The organism is Acinetobacter sp. LMB-5 (assembly GCF_001541635.1).
In the GTDB taxonomy this organism is placed as follows: domain Bacteria; phylum Pseudomonadota; class Gammaproteobacteria; order Pseudomonadales; family Moraxellaceae; genus Acinetobacter; species Acinetobacter pittii.
In genome coordinates, this window is the sequence record NZ_LRDR01000005.1 from 293,401 (window position 1) to 315,938 (window position 22,538).

The window sequence follows — 22,538 nt, forward strand, 5'->3', positions numbered from 1 at the left end:
ATCAAAAGTTAACCAGTACGTTTATAACTCTGTAAACCCGGTTTAATTGATTTTTCATCTAAGAATTGTTTCAAACCTTCTTGGCGGCCATTTTCTGTATCGCGGTGGATACATTGATCAAGTTTGGCATATAAGTAGTCTTCGTTTTGATCCCAAGTCAGTTCACGACAACGCTTAAATCCATTTTTAGCGGTACGAAGAACCACAGGGTTTTTCTCAAGTAAGCAATTTGCAAGTTCAGTCACTTCTGCTTTTAATTGGGCAAGCGGTACGCTTTTATTGACAAGGCCCATGGTTTCAGCTTCTTTACCGCTAAAGGTTTTACCCGTCATGATGTAGTACAAAGATGCACGGTGACCTACGGTATCTGCCATTGCTTTACTTACAAGGTTGCCCGGTGGGATCCCCCAGTTAATCTCAGATAAACCGAAAGTTGCTTCATCTGCTGCAATTGCTAGGTCACAAGCCACTAAAGGTGAGAAACCGCCTCCAAAGCACCAGCCGTTGACCATTGCAATCGTTGGTTTTGAATACATGCGAAGAAGTTGCCACTGCCAACGGCATGAGTCACGGCGAATACGTTCTTGGAAAATTTCAGGCTGAGTGTCGACTTCACGGAAATATTCCTTCAAATCCATACCCGCTGTCCAAGAGTCACCAGCACCCGTCAAAACTAAAACACGCGCATCTTGATCAAGCTCAAGCGTTTCGAGCACATCAATCATTTCACGATTGAGTGTTGGGCTCATGGCATTTTTCTTTTCTGGGCGGTTTAGTGTTACCCATGCAATTCCATCTTCAACTTTAACATCTACTGTTTCCCAGCGGTTTTCATAACTCATCTTCATACTCCTTGAATGATTTTTTGCTGTTCTGGGATTTAATTTAATATCAGTTAAACTTACATTCAAGTCTTTTTTATAAAATTTCATAAATATTTTATAATCCATTGTATTTTAAATATTAATTAATTTTATTGATGATTTAATATAAAAATATGTTGATTTTTTAGTAAGTTTAACTGATATTTTTGATGTGTTTAAACAACAATACACAAAGGGCTAAATGGAACGACTAGTCAATAAAGGACAACACAATGGAAAAAATATCAGGACAGCCTTCAAGGGCAAAAATCACGTTGCTACTGTGCTTTGCCATAGCAATTTTTGAAGGGTTTGATCTTCAATCAATGGGGGTAGCCGCTCCACGAATGCGGGCTGAGTTCATGTTAGACAATGCCCAGATGGCGTGGGCGTTTAGTGCTGCAATTTTAGGAACGTTACCAGGTGCAATATTAGGCGGTCGGTTTGCTGATATTGTCGGGCGTAAGAAAATTCTGATTTTTAGTATTTTACTTTTTGGAATTATGTCTTTGCTAACGGCTTATGCTGCTAACTTTAGTTTGCTATTACTCATTCGTTTTTGTACAGGTTTAGGAATGGGTGGAGCACTTCCGATGATGATTACACTTGCCTCTGAAGCTGTACCTGATAAATATAAAGGTACCGCGGTAAGTATTATGTATAGCGGAATTCCTTTTGGTGGATTACTTACTTCTGTGGTTGCCATGTCATTGGCAGGTGATGCAGAGTGGCGTCATATTTTCTATATTGGTGGGATTGCGCCAATTTTTCTCATTCCACTGATTATGCGCTTTTTACCAGAGTCAAATGACTACCTGCAACGAAAAGTTCAAGCGCAAAAAACGACACCATTCTTTGAAGTTTTATTTGCCAAAGAACGTCGTATGTCAACCATTCAGCTTTGGATAAGTTTTTTCTGTACGCTAGTGGTACTTTATTTCTTGTTGAACTGGTTACCGTTGCTGATGGGTGCGCAAGGCCTATCAAAACTACAGGCAAACTATGTACAGATGGGCTATAACGTTGGTGGAATTTTAGGTTCGGTTCTGATGGGCGTATTGCTTGATAAATTACGCATGAGCTTTGTGATTAAATTAATTTATCTCGGCATTTTATTCTCACTGTGCTGTTTAGCAATTTCTCCGACAGTGGCTTTACTTGCACTTTCGGCAGTGGGTTGTGGCCTATTCATTGTGGGAGGACAATCCGCGCTGTATGGTCTGGCTGCTATGTATTATCCAACCGAAATGCGGGGAACTGGAGTTGGTGCAGCAGTTGCAATTGGCCGTATTGGTTCGTTTGCAGGGCCTTTAATGGCTGGGTTTTTACTCTCGCTTGGACAAAGCTCGACCATTGTAATTGGTTCAAGCATTCCGGTGATTTTAATTGCAGCGATCTCTGCATTACTTCTTGTCAAAAAACCTAAACAGCCTGTACATTTAGTACAAAGCTCAGGTGCTCGCTAAGTTTTAACGAAAGTATGGGGTTAGAACCTCATACTTTCACTACAGATTTTCTTATGATGAATGAAAGGTTATGGTACGTTCGAATTTAGTTCCAAAAAAAGTAGAAGATGAGCCTAAGTTAAGTTATATGATTGCTCGTGTTGACCGAATTATTAGTAAACATTTAACAGAACATTTAAAAGAGCTTGAAATTACCTTGCCGCAATTTACTGCGCTTTCTGTTTTAGCTTCAAAAAGTAATTTATCCAATGCCAAGCTTGCTGAGCGTTCTTTTATAAAGCCGCAATCTGCCAATAAAATTTTGCAAGATTTACTGGTCAATGGTTGGATTGAGAAAAAACCGGACCCAACACATGGCCGCCGTATTTTAATTACACTGACTGAAAGCGGTATTGAAAAGCTAAATAAATGTAATGAAGTGGTTTTAAAAGTTGAAGAAAAAATGCTGGAAGGCATTGATATTAACTTGGCTTATTTAATTCGTAATAATCTCGATATTATGGTCAATAATCTTAAGAATTTTAAATAATTTAGATTAAAATTTTCTAAAAATTAGTAAATTATAGTAATAGTTTAAGGAACAGCGATCTAAAGATTATTTAAATCGCTGTATATAATACTAAATTTATTTAGAGCAATATTTTATTGCAGATGGAGAGACCGTTGGTTCTGAGTTTAACCATTGTTTTGTTGGGATCACTGTAATATCACAATTTTCAGCAACTTTAATTTTAAATGCGCTCCAATAGCGGCTTTCTCCAGTATTTGAAGTAGGGGTAAAAATTTGAGTACCTTTCATTGTATTTAATTCAACTTTTATTGGTGAGCCAAAAATACCCGGATTGGATGTACCCGAATAGTTGTGAACAAAATAATGGTAATCACCTACCATCAATTTACTTAATGTGATCACTTCAGGGCCATAACTCGTCGTATCATCAACATCTAAATTTATAAAAGGATGTTGCAGTAATGCTCCTTGGGCACTGTATGAAACATGACTGCCATCTGGGGCTAGCATATGCGAGTCAATATCATTGGGATTTTGGCCCCAAGTCAACCTAACCGTAATATTTTGGCTTGGCTCTGTTAAAACTAAGCAATCATTTAAAGTACTATTTGAAGCTAATACAGTATGTTCAATTGTATTACTGCGTAAGTTATTTGCCTGACCATTAATTAATACAATAGAGTTTTGTTTTGCTGCGGCTGAGAACTCACCATTATTATTGGTATTAGTAATGGTGTAGCCAGAGTAGTCTTTACCCTCAAGCAAAATTTGAGCATTAGCAATTCGTTTTCCACTTGAATCTGCTAAGCAGCCAGCAACATTTGTGGTCTGATAAGGAATATCTGCATTTACAACATTTAATGTACTTGAGCTACCTGCGTAGAAACTATTTCCGTTATTATCCGTCTGTAAGGTGAGTGTTTGGTTACCATCCTGAAGCCAATAACCACGAGTAGGGTCAAAATAATAAAGTGGAATGGTAGCAGGGGCAATTCCTCTCGCCATTAAAGGAATACGAATATTAGCCAATTGGTTAGCTATCAGTTCAACTTTTGCACCAGTGCTATCTCTCAAATCAACAATCATGGCTCCAAAACTTTCCAACGGCGCTCTTGTATTGTTCACTTGAGTTGCTAAATCACCTGGCATATTGCGCACTTCTTGCGCAGTGTTAATGAGTGCAAAACTCACATTTACATTACCTTGAATAGGCTGTCCATCTACACGTTTTAGACTATTTGGGGCAATAACAACTTGAGCTGTACTGTTTGCTAAGTTTACCGTTCCACCAGTGATGGCAGAAACAGACCCTCCTAAATTTAAAGGAATGAGCTGAACAATAATACCTGAGAGTTCTTGCTTATCCACTAAATCGACAGTAACAAATTGATCTGCATAACCAGTTTTACTAATTTTAATGACAGATCGACCAACGGCAATTTTTTGTAGTTGTGCTTTACCTTCTATATCAGTAGTTAATGATATTGTTTTATTTACTATGCTAACTTGAGCATTATTAATTTGACTACCTGTAGTATTATCAAATACTTGTAAGGCAACACTTGCGGAAGGAGTCGTAACAGGTGAAGTTTCACTTGGATCATTATCACTATCATTACAAGCCATTAAGCCCATACTTAATGCAATAATAAGTGGTAATTTTTTAAAAAATAATAAATTTCTCATTGATAAATCTCTAATCTGATAAATATAAATAATTTTTAAAATTATCGTTTTAAAGCTGTGTTATTAATTTTAAAACGAGAATGAAGTCATCCTTTTTAATGAGTGATTTGAAAGTAAATATTTAATAAAAAGTGATTAAATACCTATCATCTAAAATAAATGAGTTTAAAATATATTATAAATTTATTTTTTATTAAAGAGGTTGTTTTGAAGATTTATTATAGAATAATTTTTAAATTATTCTTAATAATCAATATTTTTATTTATATTATTTAATAAATTTACGACTATATTTTATCAATTTAAAAATAAAAAATAAGTTAATTTTGATATGACGGTAAACCAAGTTGAGTACTTTTTTAAAAAATTAATTTAATCTTGATCAATTAAGTTGACGCTTATAAATGTCTGAGCTGTTAGATTCAAACAGAAAATTTATTTCATTTTACAAATGAACTTGCTAGCATCGAACTGACGTTTTTGGTGATGTGTGGCAGCGAATGTCTTCAGGACAACAAGTTTTACTTAAACTAAGAAAAATGATTATTTCAGGGGAACTTGAAGGCGGTGCCAGAATTGCCGAAATTCCGACTGCCGAGTTACTTGGTGTTTCAAGGCAGCCTGTTCGTATTGCCTTTCGCTTGCTTGAGCAAGAAGGTCTCCTCATTAAAAACCCAACTCGTGGTTACACGGTTCGTGAAATTTCAGAACAACTCGTTCATGATGCGCTCGAAGTGCGCGGTGTGCTGGAAGGGTTGGCTGCAAAAACTTTGGCAGAACAAGGCTTAAGCGAAGAGCAGAAAAAGACACTGCAACATTGCATTCAAGAAACTGAAAAACTATTTAATGAAACAGACGAGTTTGGTGATGCTGAACTGGAACGTTATCACCATTTCAACGTCATTTTTCATGACACGATTATTGAAGGCGCGCAAAACGTCGCACTCATCCAAGCCTTAGCGAAAAACAATCAATTGCCGATGGCGTCTGCCCAAGCTATTACCTATGACCAGAACCAAGCTTTATCGGAATATCGTCGTTTGCACTATGCGCATTTACAGCATTGTTCGATTTTCGATGCATTGGTACATCGTCAGGCAGGGCGTGCTGAAACTTTAATGCGTGAACACAGTAGTGTGGTGATTTTAGGTGAAACGCTAAGAAATGTTCTCAGCGCTTAAGTTAAAAGAAGTTCCTTTATTTTTGAATAAAGGAACTCAAGAGTTAAAGCTCAATCACAAGATTTTTAGTTTTTGCACGAGAACAGCAGGGCGTAAATTGGTCATTTAGTGCATGTTCTTCATCGGTCATAAATAGATCCCGATGATCAGGTGTGCCTTCTACTACGCGGGTAATACAGGTCCCGCAAATGCCTTGTTCACATGAAACAGGAATATCAAAACCATTTGCAATTAATGCTTCTGTTGCGGTTTGCTCTGGTAATACTTCAATTCGGCGGCCCGTACCTTTCACTTCAATCGTGAAAGCTTCATCGTTGGACGTATCTATCTTTTGAGCAACAAAATGCTCTTGATGTAACTGTTCATTGTGCCAACCCGCCTGTTCGGCTGAGCTCATGACAAACTGCATAAATCCTGTCGGACCGCACACATATAAGTGTTTATCAGGTGAAGCTTGGTCCAAAACCTCTGCCATATTACATTCAGTGTCTGGCTGATCTTGAATATGAAAATGGACTTGGTTACCAAAGTGCTCGGTTAAGTTGCCATAGAAGGCAATCATTTCATGACTACGAACGAAGTAGTGCAATTCAAAAGGAATATTGGCCGACTTAAGCCGATATGCCATCGACAAAATCGGGGTAATACCAATACCACCCGCAAATAAAACCGCCTGTTTGGTTTGAGGGTGAATCTCAAATAAATTACGTGGCTCACCAATTTTTAAATGATCGCCTTCACGATATTCATTGTGAATGCAACGTGAGCCACCGCGTGAATTGGCATCATGTAAAACACCAATGACATAGCGATGCTTTTCAGTGCAGCAGTTTGAAAGTGAATACTGACGGGTGAGGCCGTTTTTTAGGTGCACATCAATATGCGCACCTGCTTCAAAACTCGGTAGCTCTGTACCATTTGCTGCAACCAATTCAAACGCACGAATGGTCGGGGTGAGCTGGTGAATTTTCTGAATAATAACGTCCATGTTCATACTCCTTTAAATAATCCGAATGTTTGGAAACTTCTGTGCGGATGTTTCAGGAGGTGTTTTATTTTCTTCGGCAAGCAGTCGCTCAATCACCTTGCGAGACTGTACACCGCCTGCGTCGATGTTGAGCATGAGTAACTTGCGATGTGGATTGTTTAAAATATTTTGCTGCTGTTGCTCCAGCATTTCTAAATCTTCAGTAAAGATTTTGCCTTGTCCTTCACGAATTTGATCGGTGAGTTCAGCATTATCTGGCTGGAAATTACGCGCCATTCCCCAGAAATACCAGTGAGAGGTTTCAGTTTCCGGTGTAATAAAATCAACTACGATTGAGGAAACTTTTTTGTCTTTCGGTGCGTGGTAACCACCATGTCCAGCATGTGCGACACCCACTTCAATATGAACATTACTTGGAGCAAAGAAGTGACAACGTTGCCAACGATCAACTGGTACATCATCTGCTAAGTGGTTGCCGCGAAGGGCCATTTGCCAAAATGGAGGTGCGATCACATTTTCCATATAGCGTTCGGTAATCACATGGTCACCGTCAACTTTAGTCACAGGCAATGATTCATCAATCTCTTTTTGCCCAATACTGCTTGAGTGAACATAGGTCTCGTGGGTTAAATCCATGAGGTTGTCGACCATCAGGCGATAGTCACAATGAATGTGAAACAGCCCTCCGCCATAGCTCCATTCAGGATGATCTGCCCATTCTAAAGTTGGAAGTTTTGCTTCATCCGCTAAAGCTTTCTCACCCGGCCATATCCAAATAAAACCGAATTTTTCGACAACTGCATATGATTTGTTGCAAGGGAAACCGTTTACACGTTGGGCTGGCATTGAGACGGTCTTTCCGTCACAGCCCATAACTAGTCCATGATAACCACATACAAGGTTGCCATCTTCGACATAGCCAAGTGAAAGTGGGGCACCGCGATGGGGACAAAAATCTTCAACGGCTGCAACTTGGTTTTCTTTACCACGATAAAAAACAATTTTTTCACCACAAATAGTGCGACCTAGTGGTTTGTCTTGGATTTCTTCTGGACGGCAGGCAACATACCAAGCATTTTTAATAAACATTGTGACGACTCCTTATCACTTATTGGATCCAATTTATAACAAATAAAAATATTGGTCAATTGATAAGCAGTATATTTATTCAAAAATATTGTTCTTTAAAGTTGGTTAATTTGTATATTTTTAAATATTGTTAAGGACTTCTGCTATTCTTTGGAATTTTAGAGTGAAATTTTTATTAGTTTTTATTTGGATCCATAATGACTTCAGTTAAGCCATTATGGGAGTGTAGAGATTTAGAAATTAACCGTGTAGTGAAGCATCATGCGCTGTTCATCCAGACTTTTGCCGTGTTTGGTGTCGTAATTTATATTTAAGAAAAGAAACTTAAGATTTTTAACCCAAGCATTTAGATCGTACTGAATCAACACATCACTTTCTTGCTCAAAATCATTTTGATTCATGGTCTGAAATGAATCGCCATAAATATATTTATAGGTGATTTTTAAACCCTTGATATAGTCTTTAAAGTCATACGAGGCAACAAAATGATAAGACTTTTCATCTGCTTTGGTAAATGCGCCTAAGGTCCAGTTCACCATGTGAGGAATGGGCATATTGTCGAGTTTTGGAATACCATCTTTGCCAAAGTTTTCTTGATAGCCAATTCCGGTTGTAAAGTTGCCATGTTTAATGAAATGCATAGCGCCTATGGATGTATTGTCATATTCACCAAGCTTTGATTTCCCGACATCGTCGTGGCGAAACACACGTAATTTTGTGGTGTGCTGCTTTGTCCATTGATAATCAAAGGCAAAGTAACTTTGATTGATGAGATCTGTTAAGTAACCATTATAAAATTTCCAGTGGTACCGAGGTGTATTGCCGTCCCATTGAAAGAAATAGAGCCCGTCAGATTCATGTTTTGATATGGCGAGTTTGTGGTAGTCCTCCTCATTTTTTGGTGAATAACGGTTAATCAAACCCAGCTCGAAATTTTGTTGCGGTGTCTTATATTTTAATTCCAAGCCTTTATAGTTCACTCGTAATTGATGTGTGTCTACTTGTGGCGTAAGTGGTGAATCGGGAGTGATTTCACCTACATTCATGCGAAAGTTTTGATATTCAACACCAGCTCCTAAGCCATATTTAACTTGGTCTTGCGCTTGTTTCTTAGTGTTAGGGTCAAAGGGTATGACCATATCATTGGTGTGTTGGTCGTTACTTAGGCGATATGCATATTGGATGCTTGGATTGAGGTGGAGCTGAACCTCATTAAGCTTGGTTGTCCAGTCACCACGATAAATCAAGCCTTGACTCAAGCTATGAGTATCGGGGCTAGTACCATTTTCATATTGTCTGTCGAAGTTGAATGTTTTGAGTGTGAGTGTATTTTGAAAGTTAACATCTACTTCACTGTGAGCTAAACAGCAGGCAAGGGTTGTCCCTGAGAAGAAAATCCCATAAATAAAAATATGCTTCATTTTTAAATCCGTTTAAAAGCGTTTTACTGTTCTAAATCCGACATGGCTAGTTGCAAGGTCGAGTTCCTGTGGATGCCTTGCGGCAGCACGATAACGTGCGCAATAATTGGTTGCGCATAAATAAGATCCACCTTTAATCGTGTATTGCAAAATCTGTTCGTGACTTTGCCGATATTTCGATGGATCTCCCATATGGTGATCTCGTGGGCCTGTATAGGGTGTTTGCGTCCATTCCCATACATTGCCAATCAAGTCATATAGCCCAAATGGGTTTTTGCTAAAACAACCAACAGGGGCCACATCCTTAAAACCATCTTCCTGAATGTTTTTATAAGGAAATTCGCCTTGCCAGAAATTGGCTACAATATGGCCTTCGTGGGTCGGGCCAATATCGGAATTTTGCTGAAAACCTTTGGCTGCATATTCCCACTCAAGCTCAGTCGGTAAGTCATGACCTAGCCAGTTTGCATAAGCGTAGGCATCATTCCATGTCACCATACGAACAGGCTCATGAGGCGCGGGTTGTTTAGGGGTGTTTAAGCCCCATGGATGTTTCCAATTGGCCCCTTTTTCAAATTTCCACCATTGTAATTCTTCAACTGGATGATCTGGTTGTACAAACATAGCTGCGCCGCCTTGCTTCTCTGCATCGGTGACATAACCCGTTTCTTTAACAAACTCTTGAAATTGAGCATTGGTGACTTCAGTCGCATCAATTAAAAACGCGGGAACTGAAGTTGCCTGTAAATTTAATGGGCGTTCATCTTCATAACCTTGTGTGGTGCCTAAAACAATTTTTCCTTGCGGGAGTTTGACCATGCCTGCTTCTTTGTTGTTAGGCCAACCCGAAGGAAGGCCTGAATAAGAATTACATTTAGCTTTGCTGCCTAAGTCGGGCAAGATGGTCTGTTCTAGTTGAGGCATGGTTTTTTGGCATGCACAAAGTAAGAGAAACGATGAAAGCATCATGATCTGTTTCATCTGGTTTTCTCTACTTTTTGTTGTATTGCTCAAAATCCACAACACCATTTTCATCGGCATATCTTAAATATTTATCATTTAAGACTTTGACGATCTCAGGATGGGCTGCATAAACATTATGTTGTTCATTAAAATCTGTTTTTAAATTGTAGAGTTCCCAGCCATGGCTCTTAAATTTAGAAGGTGAGTTTTCAATAAGTTTCCATTCGTCAGTTTTTGCGTAGCGGCTGCCATGTAGTTCTTTAAAGTCATAGTAATTAACAGGGCGAATACGGGCAGTATTATCTTTAAACGCAGGAATTAGGCTAAAGCCCGACGGTTTAATTTTGGTGCTTGAAGTTGGATAAACCTGATTATTTTGAATCCCCGCTAGCTCCATCACAGTGGGGAAGATATCTCTGACTGTCGCAAAGTTATTGTTAATTCCACGTTGTTTGGAAATCTGCACAGGCGATTTAACAATAAATGGAACTCGTACTCCGCCTTCTGAAGCAGCTGACTTCCAATGGGTAAATGGTGTGCTGCTCACTTCGGCCCAGCGTGGACCCATATAAACATATGAACTGGCGTTGCCTATATTTTCATAGCGATTGTCGGCATCACCCATTGGGAAATTGTGATCACCACCTTCAGCGCCGTTATCTGACATAAACACAATTAAAGTGTTGTCATATAAATGATGCTTTTTAAGATATTGAATGACATCACCCACGCGGTCGTCTAACTGGGTAACCATGCCCGCATAAACTTCCATTTTACGTGCTTCGTATTTGCGCTCTTGGGGGGTGAGTTCATTCCAGCTTTTGGTGCCTAAAGCTTGGTTGCCACGCTCGACTGGGTATTCTGCGTTTGCTGGAATTAATCCTAATTGCTTTTGTCTAAGAAAGCGTTGTTTGCGAATCGCATCGTAGCCTTGATCGTATTTACCTTTATATAAGTCTCTATAATGAGCGGGTGCTTGTAGTGGCCAGTGTGGAGCGGTATAGGCTAGGTAGGCAAAAAATGGTTTTTGCGCTTTATTTTTGTCTAAGTACTCAAACGCTTTTTGTGTAAAAAAGTCGGTTGAGTAGTAGTTGTCTGGCAATGTGACCTTTTGACCATTTTCTGTGTATTGAGTATTGCGCGGATAGTTTTTAGGCTGGTCTTTAAAATGTAAATCGAAGCCGTCGAGTAGAGCAAAAGATTGATCAAAACCACGGGCTTTAGGGTTTTGGTCGGGAGCATAGCCTAAGTGCCATTTACCGACCATGAAGGTGTAATAATCTTTTGTCTTTAAAATTTCTGCGAGTGTGTAAGCATTTTGCGTTAAGTGACCTGAATAGCCATCAATTTTGAGTAGTGCACGCGGACTATCGGCGCCAACCAATTTTTCTTGTCGTTTTGAAGTTTCATACATGGCACCTAAACCCACCAAGTGATTATCTGCGCCTGTCATAAGTTGTGCACGAGTAGGTGAACACATTGATGAAGCATGAAAATTAAAAAGCATTTTTCCTTGCTTTAATAGGCTATCAATATGAGGGGTTTTAATTTCGCCACCATAGGCGCTAATGTCTGAGAATCCAAGATCATCGGCCAAAATAATCATGATGTTAGGTGGTTGTTGATTTTTTGGAGGTGCTGCTTGCGCCGTGTAAAACAATTGGCTGGCAAAAAAAAGTCCCAATGTAAGCTGGCTTACTCTTTTGAGTTTCATAACAACAATCCTTTGATGTTTTAAAAATGCATCTTGCATTTCCTGGAAATAAACTGAGCTTTTTTTGGCTAAAAAATGCTCTGGAATCGATCATAATAGATTTTTTAATATGGATCCATAAAAATATTCAAGCATTCTAATTTTATGTTTTTAATAATTTTATACTTATATAATTTATGTGTTTATATACTTTTTAATAATCCGTTTATAATTTTAGTTGATTTTTTGGATCCAAATATTCAGTATAGAAAAAGAGCAGGATGCTCAAAAAACAAATATTCCTCTAGGTCATTATGGATACGGATATGCATAACCACCCAATCGCTCATCTAGCAATGTCGTGTGTATGTCTTATCCAAGGGAGATACACAAATGGAAAGAGACGTTCTAAGTGAGATCAATCAAAACAATATGAACCGTTACCAATGGTTCGTTATTTTGATCTGTATTTGTCTCAATATTATTGATGGCTTTGACGTGATGGTAATGGCATTTACCGCTCCATCTGTGTCAGCAGAATGGTCACTTTCAGGCGCACAAATTGGTTTGTTGTTAAGTGCAGGCCTTTTTGGGATGGCTGCCGGTTCCATTTTTCTTGCACCTTTAGCCGATAAAATCGGTCGCCGTTTACTCATCTTAGTTTGTCTTGTCATTGCAGGTCTTAGCATGCTGGGCTGTGCTTTTGTACAAAGCCATGGCATGTTGGCAGCACTTCGATTTATTACAGGAATTGGGGTGGGCGGCATCCTTGCGAGTAGTAATGTACTGGCAAGTGAATATGCCAATGCTCGCTGGCGCAGTCTTGCTGTGAGCTTAATGTCTACAGGTTATGGAATTGGTGCGACACTTGGCGGGGTACTATCACTCGCATTGATTGAGCATTTGGGTTGGCGTTCAATCTTTTTAGCAGGAGGGGTGACTACCATTGGAATGCTGCTAATCAGCGCATGGTTATTACCAGAATCTTTAGATTACTTACTCGCGAAACGACCAAAACAGGCACTAGAACGAATTAATACAGCTGTAAATCGTATGGGGCTAAACGAATTACCCGTTATGCCGCGTTATGAAAAAATCAGCACGCAAAATGGTAGTGAACTGGGCAAGTTATTTGCTGGACAACTTGGATTTCAAACGCTTTGTTTATGGTTTGCATTCTTTTTAGTGATGTTTGGCTTTTACTTTGTGATGAGCTGGACACCAAAAATTCTTATTTCAATGGGAATGTCACCAGAGCAAGGTGTAAGTACCGGTATTTTAATTAGTATTGGCGGGATTTTCGGGGCAGCCATTATTGGTTTATTGGCATCACGCATGAAAATCTTCTATGCCTTAAGCCTTTTTTTAGGGCTAACCTCGGCATGTGTTTTCCTATTTGTTGCAGTCTCTGCTCAAGTCAGTATTGCACTCATGGTGGGGTTATTACTTGGCACACTTATTAATGGCTGTGTAGCAGGTTTATATTCGATTTCTCCAACAATTTATGATGCTGAAATCCGTAGTCGCGGCGTGGGCTATGCAATTGGTTTTGGACGAATTGGGGCAATTTTATCGCCAACGGTCGCAGGCATTTTTCTGGATAAAGGTATAGCACCCGCAACGCTGTATGCCTATTACGGTGTGGTGTTTATTTTGGCTATTTTCCTGATTTTAAGTTTGGGTAGTGCTTTTTACCGAAATAAGAAAGAGCAAAATTACTCGCTTAAAACAGCACCTTAATCCATTAAAAATTAAATAGTTGAGATAAAAAATGAAAAAGACACCATTATGGGTGGGGGTATGCTTGTGCCCATTATTTAGTCAAGTTGTGCATGCTGAGTTTATTGCAGACAGTAAAGCTGAGCTGACACTGCGTAATTTTTACTTTGACCGAGACTATAAAAAAGACCCATATCCCTATACAGCAGCCAGAGATTGGGCGCAGGGTTTAATTTTTAAAGGACAGTCTGGTTATACTGAAGGTACGGTTGGGTTTGGTGTTGATGTACTGGCAATGGCAGGTTTTAACCTGATGGGAAGCCGTGCTGATGACTATGCGCGTAGTGGCTTACTTCCAGTGAATACCGATAACTCGCGTGACGATTATTATGGAAAAATTGGTATTACAGGGAAGGCTAAATTTAGAAAAAATGAGCTTTTTGTGGGGGATTTAGTTCCACAATTACCGACCATATTTTCATCGCCAGCGCGTTTGTTCCCTCAGACTTACCGTGGTATCCGCTTTGTTTCAAATGAAATTCCAAATCTTCAACTTGAAGGCTTTTATGTCGACGAAGTGCGCCAGCGCGACTCAATTCGTTATACCGATGTGGGAACAGACAATATCAACCATCGTTTTGACAAAGCGGCAGCTACTGATTCTTTTTATACATTAGGTGGAAGCTATCAGTTAAAGGACTACCGTTTGCGTGCTTATCATGCCGAACTCAAAGACATTTACCAGCAACAATTTTTAGGATTTAACGGCAAACAGCCTTTAAATGATCAGCTTAATTTTTTAAGTGACGTGCGTTTTTTTAATAGTGAAGAAACTGGAAGTAAAAAAATAGGAGAAGTCGATAACCGACATATTAGTGGCTTATTTGGTTTGAACTATCAAAACCATACAGTTTCTTTGGGCTACATGCAGTCGTTTGGCTCGACTGGTCTGCCATTTTTGTCGGGAACTGAAAGTCCGGTTGTGCTTGATTTTATGAGTTCGGACTATTCAAATAAAGACGAAAAAGTCTACTCAATTCGTTATGAGTATGACTTTAAAAATGCGCGGGTAGGTGATTTTTCATTAAATGGATTACGCTTTATGACTCGCTATGTAAAAGGTGAAGACATTGATTTATTGCAATATGGCGACCAACGTTTTAAAGAGGAGTCGATGGAATTTGATTTGGGCTATAAAATTCCTGAAGGTAAGTTAAAAGGTTTGGGAGTGCGAGCTCGTTTTTCTCACTACCGCAACGATATGCCAACGAATATGACATTCCATTCGGCAAATGAAACGCGTTTGAATGTTGACTATACCTTTAAATTTTAACGTTCAATATTTAACTAAATTCAAGACAAGTTAAAACATTGTGATCAGCAATGTTTTAACTTTAGTTATCAACTGCACAAAATCCCTCTATAATACCGCCAATCTTATTAAAGCCACTTGAGTCTCTCATTAAACACATGGCTTTAATCTCTCATTTTTTTAAGTCAATTTCTTCGCTGTGATTCGGCTTATTTTTCAATATTTAGAATTTTATGTGTCTGTGCTGACACATAAAAATATTTAGGTGCCAGCATGGAAATCAAGGTTAATTATCTCGACAATCTTCGACAGGAAGCTAAGTTCGATGACTTTACGGTAATTGCCGATCAACCAATTCGCTACAAGGGTGACGGTTCGGCACCGGGCCCATTTGACTATTTTTTAGCATCGTCGGCATTGTGTGCAGCGTACTTTGTAAAAGTGTATTGTGCCGCTCGAGATATCCCAACCGATAATATTCGTTTATCGCAAAATAATATTGTTGATCCTGAAAACCGCTATAAGCAAACCTTTAAAATTCAAATTGAATTACCAGCCGATATTTCAGAGAAAGATCGCCAAGGGATTTTACGTTCGATTGACCGTTGTACTGTTAAAAAAGTGATTCAAACGGGTCCCGAATTTATTATCGAAGAAGTTGAAAGCATCGACGCAGATGCGCAAGCACTGTTATTGCCAAGCTTAACTTCAGAAAGTCATACCTATATTCAAGGTAAAGACCTGCCATTAGAAGAAACCATTGCCAATATGTCTGCTATTTTGGCAAATTTGGGCATGAAGATCGAAATCGCGTCTTGGCGTAATATTGTTCCAAATGTATGGTCGTTACATATTCGTGATGCTCAGTCTCCGATGTGCTTTACCAATGGTAAAGGTGCAACTAAAGAAAGTGCTTTAGCGTCTGCATTAGGCGAGTTTATTGAGCGTTTAAACTGTAACTTCTTCTATAACGACCAGTTCTGGGGTGAAGATATTGCCAATGCTGAATTTGTGCATTATCCAGATGAAAAGTGGTTTAAACCGGGCCCAAATGGTGAATTACCTAAAGAAATCTTAGATGAATATTGTCTTGAGATTTATAACCCAGATGATGAGTTACTTGGTACACATTTATATGACACCAACTCAGGCAACGTAGAGCGTGGCATTTGCTCGCTACCTTTTGTGCGCCAGTCTGACGGTGAAGTTGTCTATTTCCCATCAAATTTAATTGAAAACTTGTACTTAAGTAATGGTATGAGTGCGGGTAATACTTTGGCAGAAGCCCAAGTTCAATGCTTGTCAGAAATTTTTGAACGTGCCGTTAAACGTGAAATTTTAGAAGGTGAAATTGCACTTCCAGATGTTCCTGAAGACGTATTAGCAAAATACCCAAGTATTGTTGCTGGTATTAAAGGCTTAGAAGAGCAAGGTTTCCCTGTATTAGTTAAAGATGCATCGTTAGGTGGCCAGTTCCCTGTAATGTGTGTAACTTTAATGAACCCGCGCACGGGTGGTGTGTTTGCGTCTTTCGGTGCGCATCCAAGTTTTGAAGTTGCGTTAGAACGTAGTCTGACTGAATTACTTCAAGGCCGTAGTTTTGAAGGCTTAAATGATTTGCCTCAACCGACTTTCCAAAGTAATGCGGTCACTGAGCCGAACAACTTTGTTGAGCACTTTATTGACTCAAGCGGTTTGGTATCTTGGCGCTTCTTTAGTTCTAAATCTGACTATGACTTTGTTGAATGGGATTTTTCTGGCGAAGGCGAAGAGTCGAATGCAGAAGAAGCCGCAACATTGTTCGGCATTCTCGAAGAGATGGGCAAAGAAGTATATATGGCAGTCTATGAGCATTTAGGTGCGACCGCTTGCCGTATTTTAGTACCAGATTATTCGGAAATTTATCTCGTTGAAGATTTGATTTGGGACAATACCAATAAGGCACTTTCATTCCGTGAAGACATTCTAAATCTACATCGTTTGGATGATGAACAGCTTGAGGCATTGGTTGAGCGCTTAGAAGAATGCGAGTTGGACGATTACACTGAAATCACCACGCTGATTGGTATTGAGTTTGATGACAATACAGTTTGGGGACAGCTCACCATTTTAGAACTGAAATTGCTGATTTATGTTGCTTTACAACAGTTTGAAGAAGCAAAAGAGCTTGTCGAAACTTACTTGCAATATAACACCAACACCGTTGAGCGTGGCTTGTTCTATCAGTGCATGAATGTGGTGCTTGAAGTGATGTTAGATGAAGAACTAGAGCTTGAAGACTACCTGACTAATTTCCGCCGTATGTTTGGTGATACACGAATGGATGCGGTATTAGGTTCTGTCGATGGTAGTGTTCGTTTCTATGGCTTAACACCAACAAGCATGAAACTAGAAGGACTTGATCGCCATTTACGTCTGATCGAGAGCTATAAAAAATTGCATGCAGCTCGCGCTAAAGCCGTGGTGATGTAATTTAAAAAGCGAAATAAAAAAGCCTATTTTTAAATAGGCTTTTTTTATAAAACGACTCGCTAGTTTAAGCAGAAGCTTTAGTAATCTCTATGGTTTCTGCATCTGCTCTATAACCTTGTTGCTCATCCAAAGTATGTTTAGCCGGAATATAAGACATTGCGCGTTCTGCAAGAGCTGTAATGGTGAGACTTGGGTTAACGCCCAAATTTGCACCTAACATTGAGCCATCTACAACGTATAAGTTTTTATAGTTAAAGACACGGTTTTGTCCATCTACCACACCGCGCTCTGGGCTTGAAGCAATTGCACAGCCACCCATACAGTGCGCTGTAAAAGGTACATTAAACAAAATTTCGGTAATAGTCGTCATTGGATGACCATTAAACATTTTGGCAACTTTTTCGGTAAATGCATTGGCCTGCGGAATATACACAGGTAGCTTTTTACCTTCGCTCGATAACACCTTACCAAAAGGCCAGAACCAATTACGTTTCAAGCGCATATTAATTGAGGCATCAGCTGTTTGCATCACCAAGAAAATTAAAGTTTGGCGTGCAAAACTGACAGGGTTACTCATGCGAAGGAAAATAAATGGATGGCAGATTAAGGCCCATAACCAAAAGAAAATACGTGTCCAACCTGGTTTGCCTTTAGCCATGTAAGTACACATGAGGCCCATGGCATCTGAACCAGTTTGGTAACGAGTCGCTTCAATGTGAGTGTCATGGTCAATGTAAATACTTGAACCAATGGCAACACCTTTGCTCATGTCGACATCTTTACCAAAAAAGCGAACACCTAAAATCGACTCGGCATTGGTACGTACCCGATTACCCAAATCATCAGAGATATTTGGCAGTGAACCAGCCTGTTTTAAACGGAATAACATCTCTTGCGTACCCAAAGAAGATGCAGAGAAAATCACGTTACGAACACGCCATGTACGGCGCTGTTTGTTAAACCATGAGTTTGAACATTCAGTCGTAACTTCATAGCCATCGCTGCCATCGGCTTTGCCATTGAGTGGTTTAACATCAACAACTTTGGTTTCTTCGTAAACCTTGGCACCATTTTTTTCGGCAAAATACAAATAGTTTTTATCTAATGTATTTTTTGCGTTGTGTTTGCAACCTGTCATACAGCCGCCACATGCGGTACAGGTTCCGCGGTCTGGACCTTCGCCGTTAAAGTACGGGTCAGGGTAGGTCTTTCCACCTTGTTCACCTTCGGGTGGAAAAAATGTTGCAACACGAGTCGGTTTAAACGTATGCCCAACACCAACTGCATCGCCCATTTTTTTGAGCATGTGGTCGGCAGGACCGAAAATTTTATTATCCGTCACCCCAAGCATACGTTCGGCTTCAGCATAGTGCTGTGGCATTTCATTTTTCCAGTCCGCCGCATCTGCCCATGTACCTTCATCCCAAATATGTTCAGGTGGAACCAGTAAGGTATTGGCATAGGTGATTGAACCGCCACCTACAGCATTACCGCAAATAATGGTGACATGGCGAAAAAAACGCATGTTGAAATAACCAAAAAGTTTCATGCCCGGGCGCCAAATCCAGCGACGGGTATTCCAATTATTTTTAGCAAAATCTTTAGCTTCCCAGCGTCGCCCCATTTCCATTACAGCAACAGAGTAGCCCTTTTCGGTTAGACGGCAGGCAGAAACACTACCACCAAAGCCTGAACCAATAATGAGGTAATCATAGTCATAATTGTTTGTTGTCATGCCGAGGACTCCTCTCTGGCGATATTTTTATATTGACTGTGTATGTTTATCAATGAATTGCCCAATGCGCTCAATCGAGTCATTAGATTCATTTAGTATACCCGCGTGGAACTGAAAAACATGTCCGACTCGGTCATAAACCCTTAAGTTCGTCGGAATACCATACTTTTCGGTTTGTTCAGCGAGACGTTTTGCATCGTCTAATAAGACTTCTTCGGTACCGACATGAATCAAAATAGGCGGTAATCCAGTTAAGTCGGCATAGAGTGGGGAACAGGTTGGATCGGTTGCCGATTTTTGTCCGCAATAGTTTTTTGCACACCAAGCTAACCATTCCTCTGACAACATCGCATCTTGAGCAGCATGAGTTTTGATGCTGCTTCCAGAAAGGCTTAAGTCAACCCACGGTGAAAGTAAAACTAATGCCGCTGGTAACGGTAACCCCGCATTTCGTATTGCAATTGCAGTACTTAAACTCAGTCCGCCGCCAGCAGAGTCACCAGCGATCACGAGTTTTTTCGGGTCTTGTCCTTGGGCAAGTAAAGCTTTATAAACTGCAATTACCTCTTCAATAGCAGCAGGGCTTGTGTGCTCTGGGGCTAGGCGATATTCAGGTAACCAGACTTGTGATTGAGCTGCATGTCCGATTTGAGCAGCAAGCTTAGTGTGACTTTTTGAGCTACCCACCACATAGCCTCCGCCATGTAAATACAAAATGCCGCGTCCTGATTGAGTCGTTTTGGGCTGAATATGGACTGTCGGTACTTGCGCAATGGTTTGCTTTTTTGTTTTATAGCCACGTGGCCCAAGCACAATTGCACTGGCTGCATCGCTACAAAAACGTTGTAGCTTTAGTGGTGTTTTAGGGGATAAAGCTGGACGTAGTGTGGTACGAATAGTCCATGCAAGAAGCTGCTTCATAATAAGGACTCATACTAAGCATTTAATATCAGTCAGCATCTCTTAAAATGAAGAGTATGCTGACCACTGTTTTTATTTTGCTGATTTGTTGAGTAGACGGGTTTGCAAGGCAGTGGCAGTTGCAAAAATCTTTTGGTAGCCTTGTGGCAGAATACGTTGAATCACATCAACGGCTTTCGCATCGGCTCCGATTAGTAAGCGGCGACGATCTTTACGAACAGCTTCTAAAATTTGTTGAGCTGCATCATCAGCAGGGGTGCGAAGTAATTTATCGAAAGCATCCTGACTTTTTAGCGGGTCCATTCCTAAAGACTGGACGCTATTATTCATGCGGGCAGCTTTGGCAATATTGGTACGAATACCACCCGGATGCACACAGGTCGCACTCACTCCAGCATTTTGTAGATCGAGTTCTTGGCGCAATGATTCAGTGAAGCCACGAACGGCAAATTTACTAGCGTTATAAGCACTTTGAGTTGGTTGAGCTGTTAAGCCAAACATACTGGAAATATTAATAATATGCCCGTCACCACTTTGCTTTAAGTAAGGTAAAAACTCTTTGGTGCCATAAACTACGCCCCAAAAATTAATACCAATGAGCCATTCAAGGTCTTCGTAGCTCACACCTTCAGCCGTACTACCAATTGCGACACCAGCGTTATTAAAAATCAGGTTAACTTGGCCATGTTCATCTACTACTGTCTTTGCCCAAGTTGCAACTTCATCACGTTTAGCCACATCGACTTTTTGTGTGGTTACTTTGACTGAATAAGGCGTTAACAGCTCGACTGTTTTAGCTAATCCCGCTTCACTAATATCGGAAAGTGCCAGATGGCAACCTTGTTTTGCCAATGCAATAGCAATTGCTTGTCCAATACCAGAGCCAGCACCTGTCACAGCTGCGACTTTATTTTTAAAAGACTTCATAAAACTCTCCGTTTATTTTTCTCATTTCCTATGGTGAAGCTTGTTTAAGAAATAGCTGAAACCTGAGTGTAGTTTTCAACATCGAAGCGACGAGTACGTTGACGATATTCAAGGGTAAAACCTGGCCAGTTATTGGTATTTTTGCCATCAGCAGTTTGATACCAACTGGTACAACCTTGTGCCCAGACAGTTTTTTTCATTTTTTCTTGAATGCTTTGATTAAACTCATGTTGAACTTCTGCACGAACATTGGTGAACAAAAGTTTGTTTTGTAGGGTGGTCTGGATGGCATCTAAAATATAGTTCACTTGGCTTTCAATCATATACACAATTGAGTTGTGCCCAAGATTGGTATTTGGACCATAGAGCATAAAGAAATTTGGAAAGCCGCTAACAGTTAAACCGAGATAAGCTTCTGCACCATCTTTCCATGTGTCTTTTAAGGTGCGACCATCAAGACCTGTAATCTGCATGGGTGCCATAAATTCTGTTGCGGCAAAGCCTGTACCATAAATAATGGTATCGATTTCACGCAGATTTCCTTCCGTATCTAAAATCCCATTTTTAGTAATTTCTTGAATGCCCGTATTAATCACATCAACATGAGGTTGGGTCAGCGTTTCATACCAGTGGTTAGAGATTAAAATACGTTTACAACCAATTGGATAATCCGGCATTAAGCGGTGGCGTAACTTCCCATCTTTAATGACTTTACGGATGTGGCGCTGGAATAAATATTCCACCAACGGCATTTCATTGAGTGAAGTTGTAAAAGCAAGTAGGCGAATTTCATGGTGTCCATATTGCAAGGCGCGGTCTAGACTTTGCAAAATCGGTAGTTTGCGGAAAGCTTTTTTCTCTAAAGGTTGATAAATCCGATCCGGTTTGGGAATAACATACGGCGCTGAGCGTTGATAAACGTCTAGGTGAGCAACCTGTTTAGCAATTTCAGGTACGAACTGAATTGCACTTGCACCTGTGCCAATAACTGCAACACGTTTGCCAGTTAAATCATAGTCGTGATCCCAACGTGCTGAGTGAAATGCCTTACCTTTGAAGTTTTCAATGCCTTTAAGTTTTGGATAAGCAGGACGGTTAAGTTGGCCTACCGCGCCCACTAAAAATTCAGCTTCAAACTGTTCGCCAGTCGTGCTTTGAATGTGCCATACACCTTGTAGGGCATCAAATTCGGCACTGGCTATTTCAGTATTAAATTGAATATGTGGACGAATATCATATTTATTCGCACAGTGGCGTAAATATTGATAAATCTCTTGAGATGTTCCGTAGCGATTTTTCCAGCCTAGCTCTTGCTCAAAAGAAAAGGAATACAGATGAGAAGGCACATCACAGGCAGCGCCCGGATAAGTGTTGTCACGCCAGACACCGCCAACATCAGCAGCTTTTTCAAAGAGGGTAAATTGTTCAAAACCTGCTTGTTTGAGACGAATGGCAAGTCCTAGACCACCAAAACCAGTGCCAATAATGGCGATGCGTACATTTTTATTTGAATTAGACGACGAATTAAACATGGGCTGCTCTAAATCCTTAAAAACAGTGAGCGAAAAAATCGCAATTTCCTGTATGCAGA

General features: G+C 40.0%; 17 protein-coding genes. 6 read left to right on the forward strand and 11 right to left on the reverse strand.

Annotated features, from left to right (window positions below; translation table 11 throughout):
* Positions 1–8 precede the first annotated feature (8 nt).
* On the reverse strand, positions 9–848 hold the full coding sequence (locus AW165_RS08410; protein WP_169538806.1) for a p-hydroxycinnamoyl CoA hydratase/lyase: 840 nt from the start codon (positions 846–848) through the stop codon (positions 9–11).
* Between the two features lie 248 nt (positions 849–1,096).
* On the opposite strand from AW165_RS08410, the gene mhpT reads away from it, so the two are divergent.
* Together mhpT and AW165_RS08420 are read left to right on the forward strand one after the other, a co-directional pair.
* Entirely contained in the window at positions 1,097–2,329 is a 1,233-nt protein-coding gene (mhpT, locus tag AW165_RS08415; protein ID WP_060465497.1) for a 3-(3-hydroxy-phenyl)propionate transporter MhpT, read from the forward strand.
* Positions 2,330–2,399: 70 nt separating this feature from the next.
* Entirely contained in the window at positions 2,400–2,858 is a 459-nt protein-coding gene (locus AW165_RS08420) for a MarR family winged helix-turn-helix transcriptional regulator (protein WP_000252459.1), read from the forward strand.
* A 96-nt stretch (positions 2,859–2,954) separates the two neighbouring features.
* On the opposite strand, the gene AW165_RS08425 is transcribed toward AW165_RS08420, so the two are convergent.
* Positions 2,955–4,526, reverse strand: coding sequence for a carboxypeptidase regulator (locus AW165_RS08425; protein ID WP_060465498.1), 1,572 nt, complete (start codon positions 4,524–4,526; stop codon positions 2,955–2,957).
* 488 nt (positions 4,527–5,014) lie between these two features.
* On the opposite strand from AW165_RS08425, the gene AW165_RS08430 reads away from it, so the two are divergent.
* On the forward strand, positions 5,015–5,707 hold the full coding sequence (locus AW165_RS08430; RefSeq protein WP_005802836.1) for a GntR family transcriptional regulator: 693 nt from the start codon (positions 5,015–5,017) through the stop codon (positions 5,705–5,707).
* 43 nt (positions 5,708–5,750) lie between these two features.
* Here AW165_RS08430 and AW165_RS08435 read toward each other — a convergent pair whose 3' ends face one another.
* From AW165_RS08435 to AW165_RS08455, 5 genes are all read right to left on the reverse strand, one after another.
* On the reverse strand, positions 5,751–6,695 hold the full coding sequence (locus tag AW165_RS08435) for a PDR/VanB family oxidoreductase (RefSeq protein WP_060465499.1): 945 nt from the start codon (positions 6,693–6,695) through the stop codon (positions 5,751–5,753).
* Between the two features lie 12 nt (positions 6,696–6,707).
* Positions 6,708–7,784, reverse strand: a complete 1,077-nt coding sequence (locus tag AW165_RS08440; protein ID WP_060465500.1) for an aromatic ring-hydroxylating oxygenase subunit alpha — start codon at positions 7,782–7,784, stop codon at positions 6,708–6,710.
* A gap of 233 nt (positions 7,785–8,017) precedes the next feature.
* The gene (locus tag AW165_RS08445) at positions 8,018–9,205 is read right to left on the reverse strand and encodes an OprD family outer membrane porin (protein ID WP_060465501.1); all 1,188 of its coding nucleotides are present in this window, start codon (positions 9,203–9,205) and stop codon (positions 8,018–8,020) included.
* Between the two features lie 12 nt (positions 9,206–9,217).
* Positions 9,218–10,171: a formylglycine-generating enzyme family protein gene (locus tag AW165_RS08450; RefSeq protein WP_081410589.1), complete on the reverse strand. Its 954-nt coding sequence runs from the start codon at positions 10,169–10,171 to the stop codon at positions 9,218–9,220.
* A 25-nt stretch (positions 10,172–10,196) separates the two neighbouring features.
* The gene (locus AW165_RS08455; RefSeq protein ID WP_060465502.1) at positions 10,197–11,882 is read right to left on the reverse strand and encodes an arylsulfatase; all 1,686 of its coding nucleotides are present in this window, start codon (positions 11,880–11,882) and stop codon (positions 10,197–10,199) included.
* A 372-nt stretch (positions 11,883–12,254) separates the two neighbouring features.
* Here AW165_RS08455 and AW165_RS08460 point away from each other — a divergent pair, with 372 nt between their 5' ends.
* From AW165_RS08460 to AW165_RS08470, 3 genes are all read left to right on the forward strand, one after another.
* Positions 12,255–13,601: an MFS transporter gene (locus AW165_RS08460; RefSeq protein WP_060465503.1), complete on the forward strand. Its 1,347-nt coding sequence runs from the start codon at positions 12,255–12,257 to the stop codon at positions 13,599–13,601.
* Positions 13,602–13,632: 31 nt separating this feature from the next.
* Positions 13,633–14,913, forward strand: coding sequence for an OprD family outer membrane porin (locus AW165_RS08465; RefSeq protein ID WP_060465504.1), 1,281 nt, complete (start codon positions 13,633–13,635; stop codon positions 14,911–14,913).
* A gap of 252 nt (positions 14,914–15,165) precedes the next feature.
* Positions 15,166–17,364, forward strand: coding sequence for an OsmC domain/YcaO domain-containing protein (locus AW165_RS08470; protein WP_060465505.1), 2,199 nt, complete (start codon positions 15,166–15,168; stop codon positions 17,362–17,364).
* A 64-nt stretch (positions 17,365–17,428) separates the two neighbouring features.
* On the opposite strand, the gene AW165_RS08475 is transcribed toward AW165_RS08470, so the two are convergent.
* The 4 genes from AW165_RS08475 to AW165_RS08490 all read right to left on the reverse strand — a co-directional run bounded on the left by AW165_RS08475 (position 17,429) and on the right by AW165_RS08490 (position 22,479).
* Positions 17,429–19,099: a GMC family oxidoreductase gene (locus AW165_RS08475; RefSeq protein ID WP_060465506.1), complete on the reverse strand. Its 1,671-nt coding sequence runs from the start codon at positions 19,097–19,099 to the stop codon at positions 17,429–17,431.
* Between the two features lie 27 nt (positions 19,100–19,126).
* A complete protein-coding gene (locus AW165_RS08480; protein ID WP_060465507.1) occupies positions 19,127–20,020 on the reverse strand; it encodes an alpha/beta hydrolase in 894 nt (297 codons plus the stop codon).
* A gap of 72 nt (positions 20,021–20,092) precedes the next feature.
* Positions 20,093–20,947, reverse strand: coding sequence for an SDR family NAD(P)-dependent oxidoreductase (locus tag AW165_RS08485; protein WP_060465508.1), 855 nt, complete (start codon positions 20,945–20,947; stop codon positions 20,093–20,095).
* A 44-nt stretch (positions 20,948–20,991) separates the two neighbouring features.
* Positions 20,992–22,479, reverse strand: a complete 1,488-nt coding sequence (locus AW165_RS08490) for a flavin-containing monooxygenase (protein WP_060465509.1) — start codon at positions 22,477–22,479, stop codon at positions 20,992–20,994.
* Positions 22,480–22,538 lie beyond the last annotated feature (59 nt).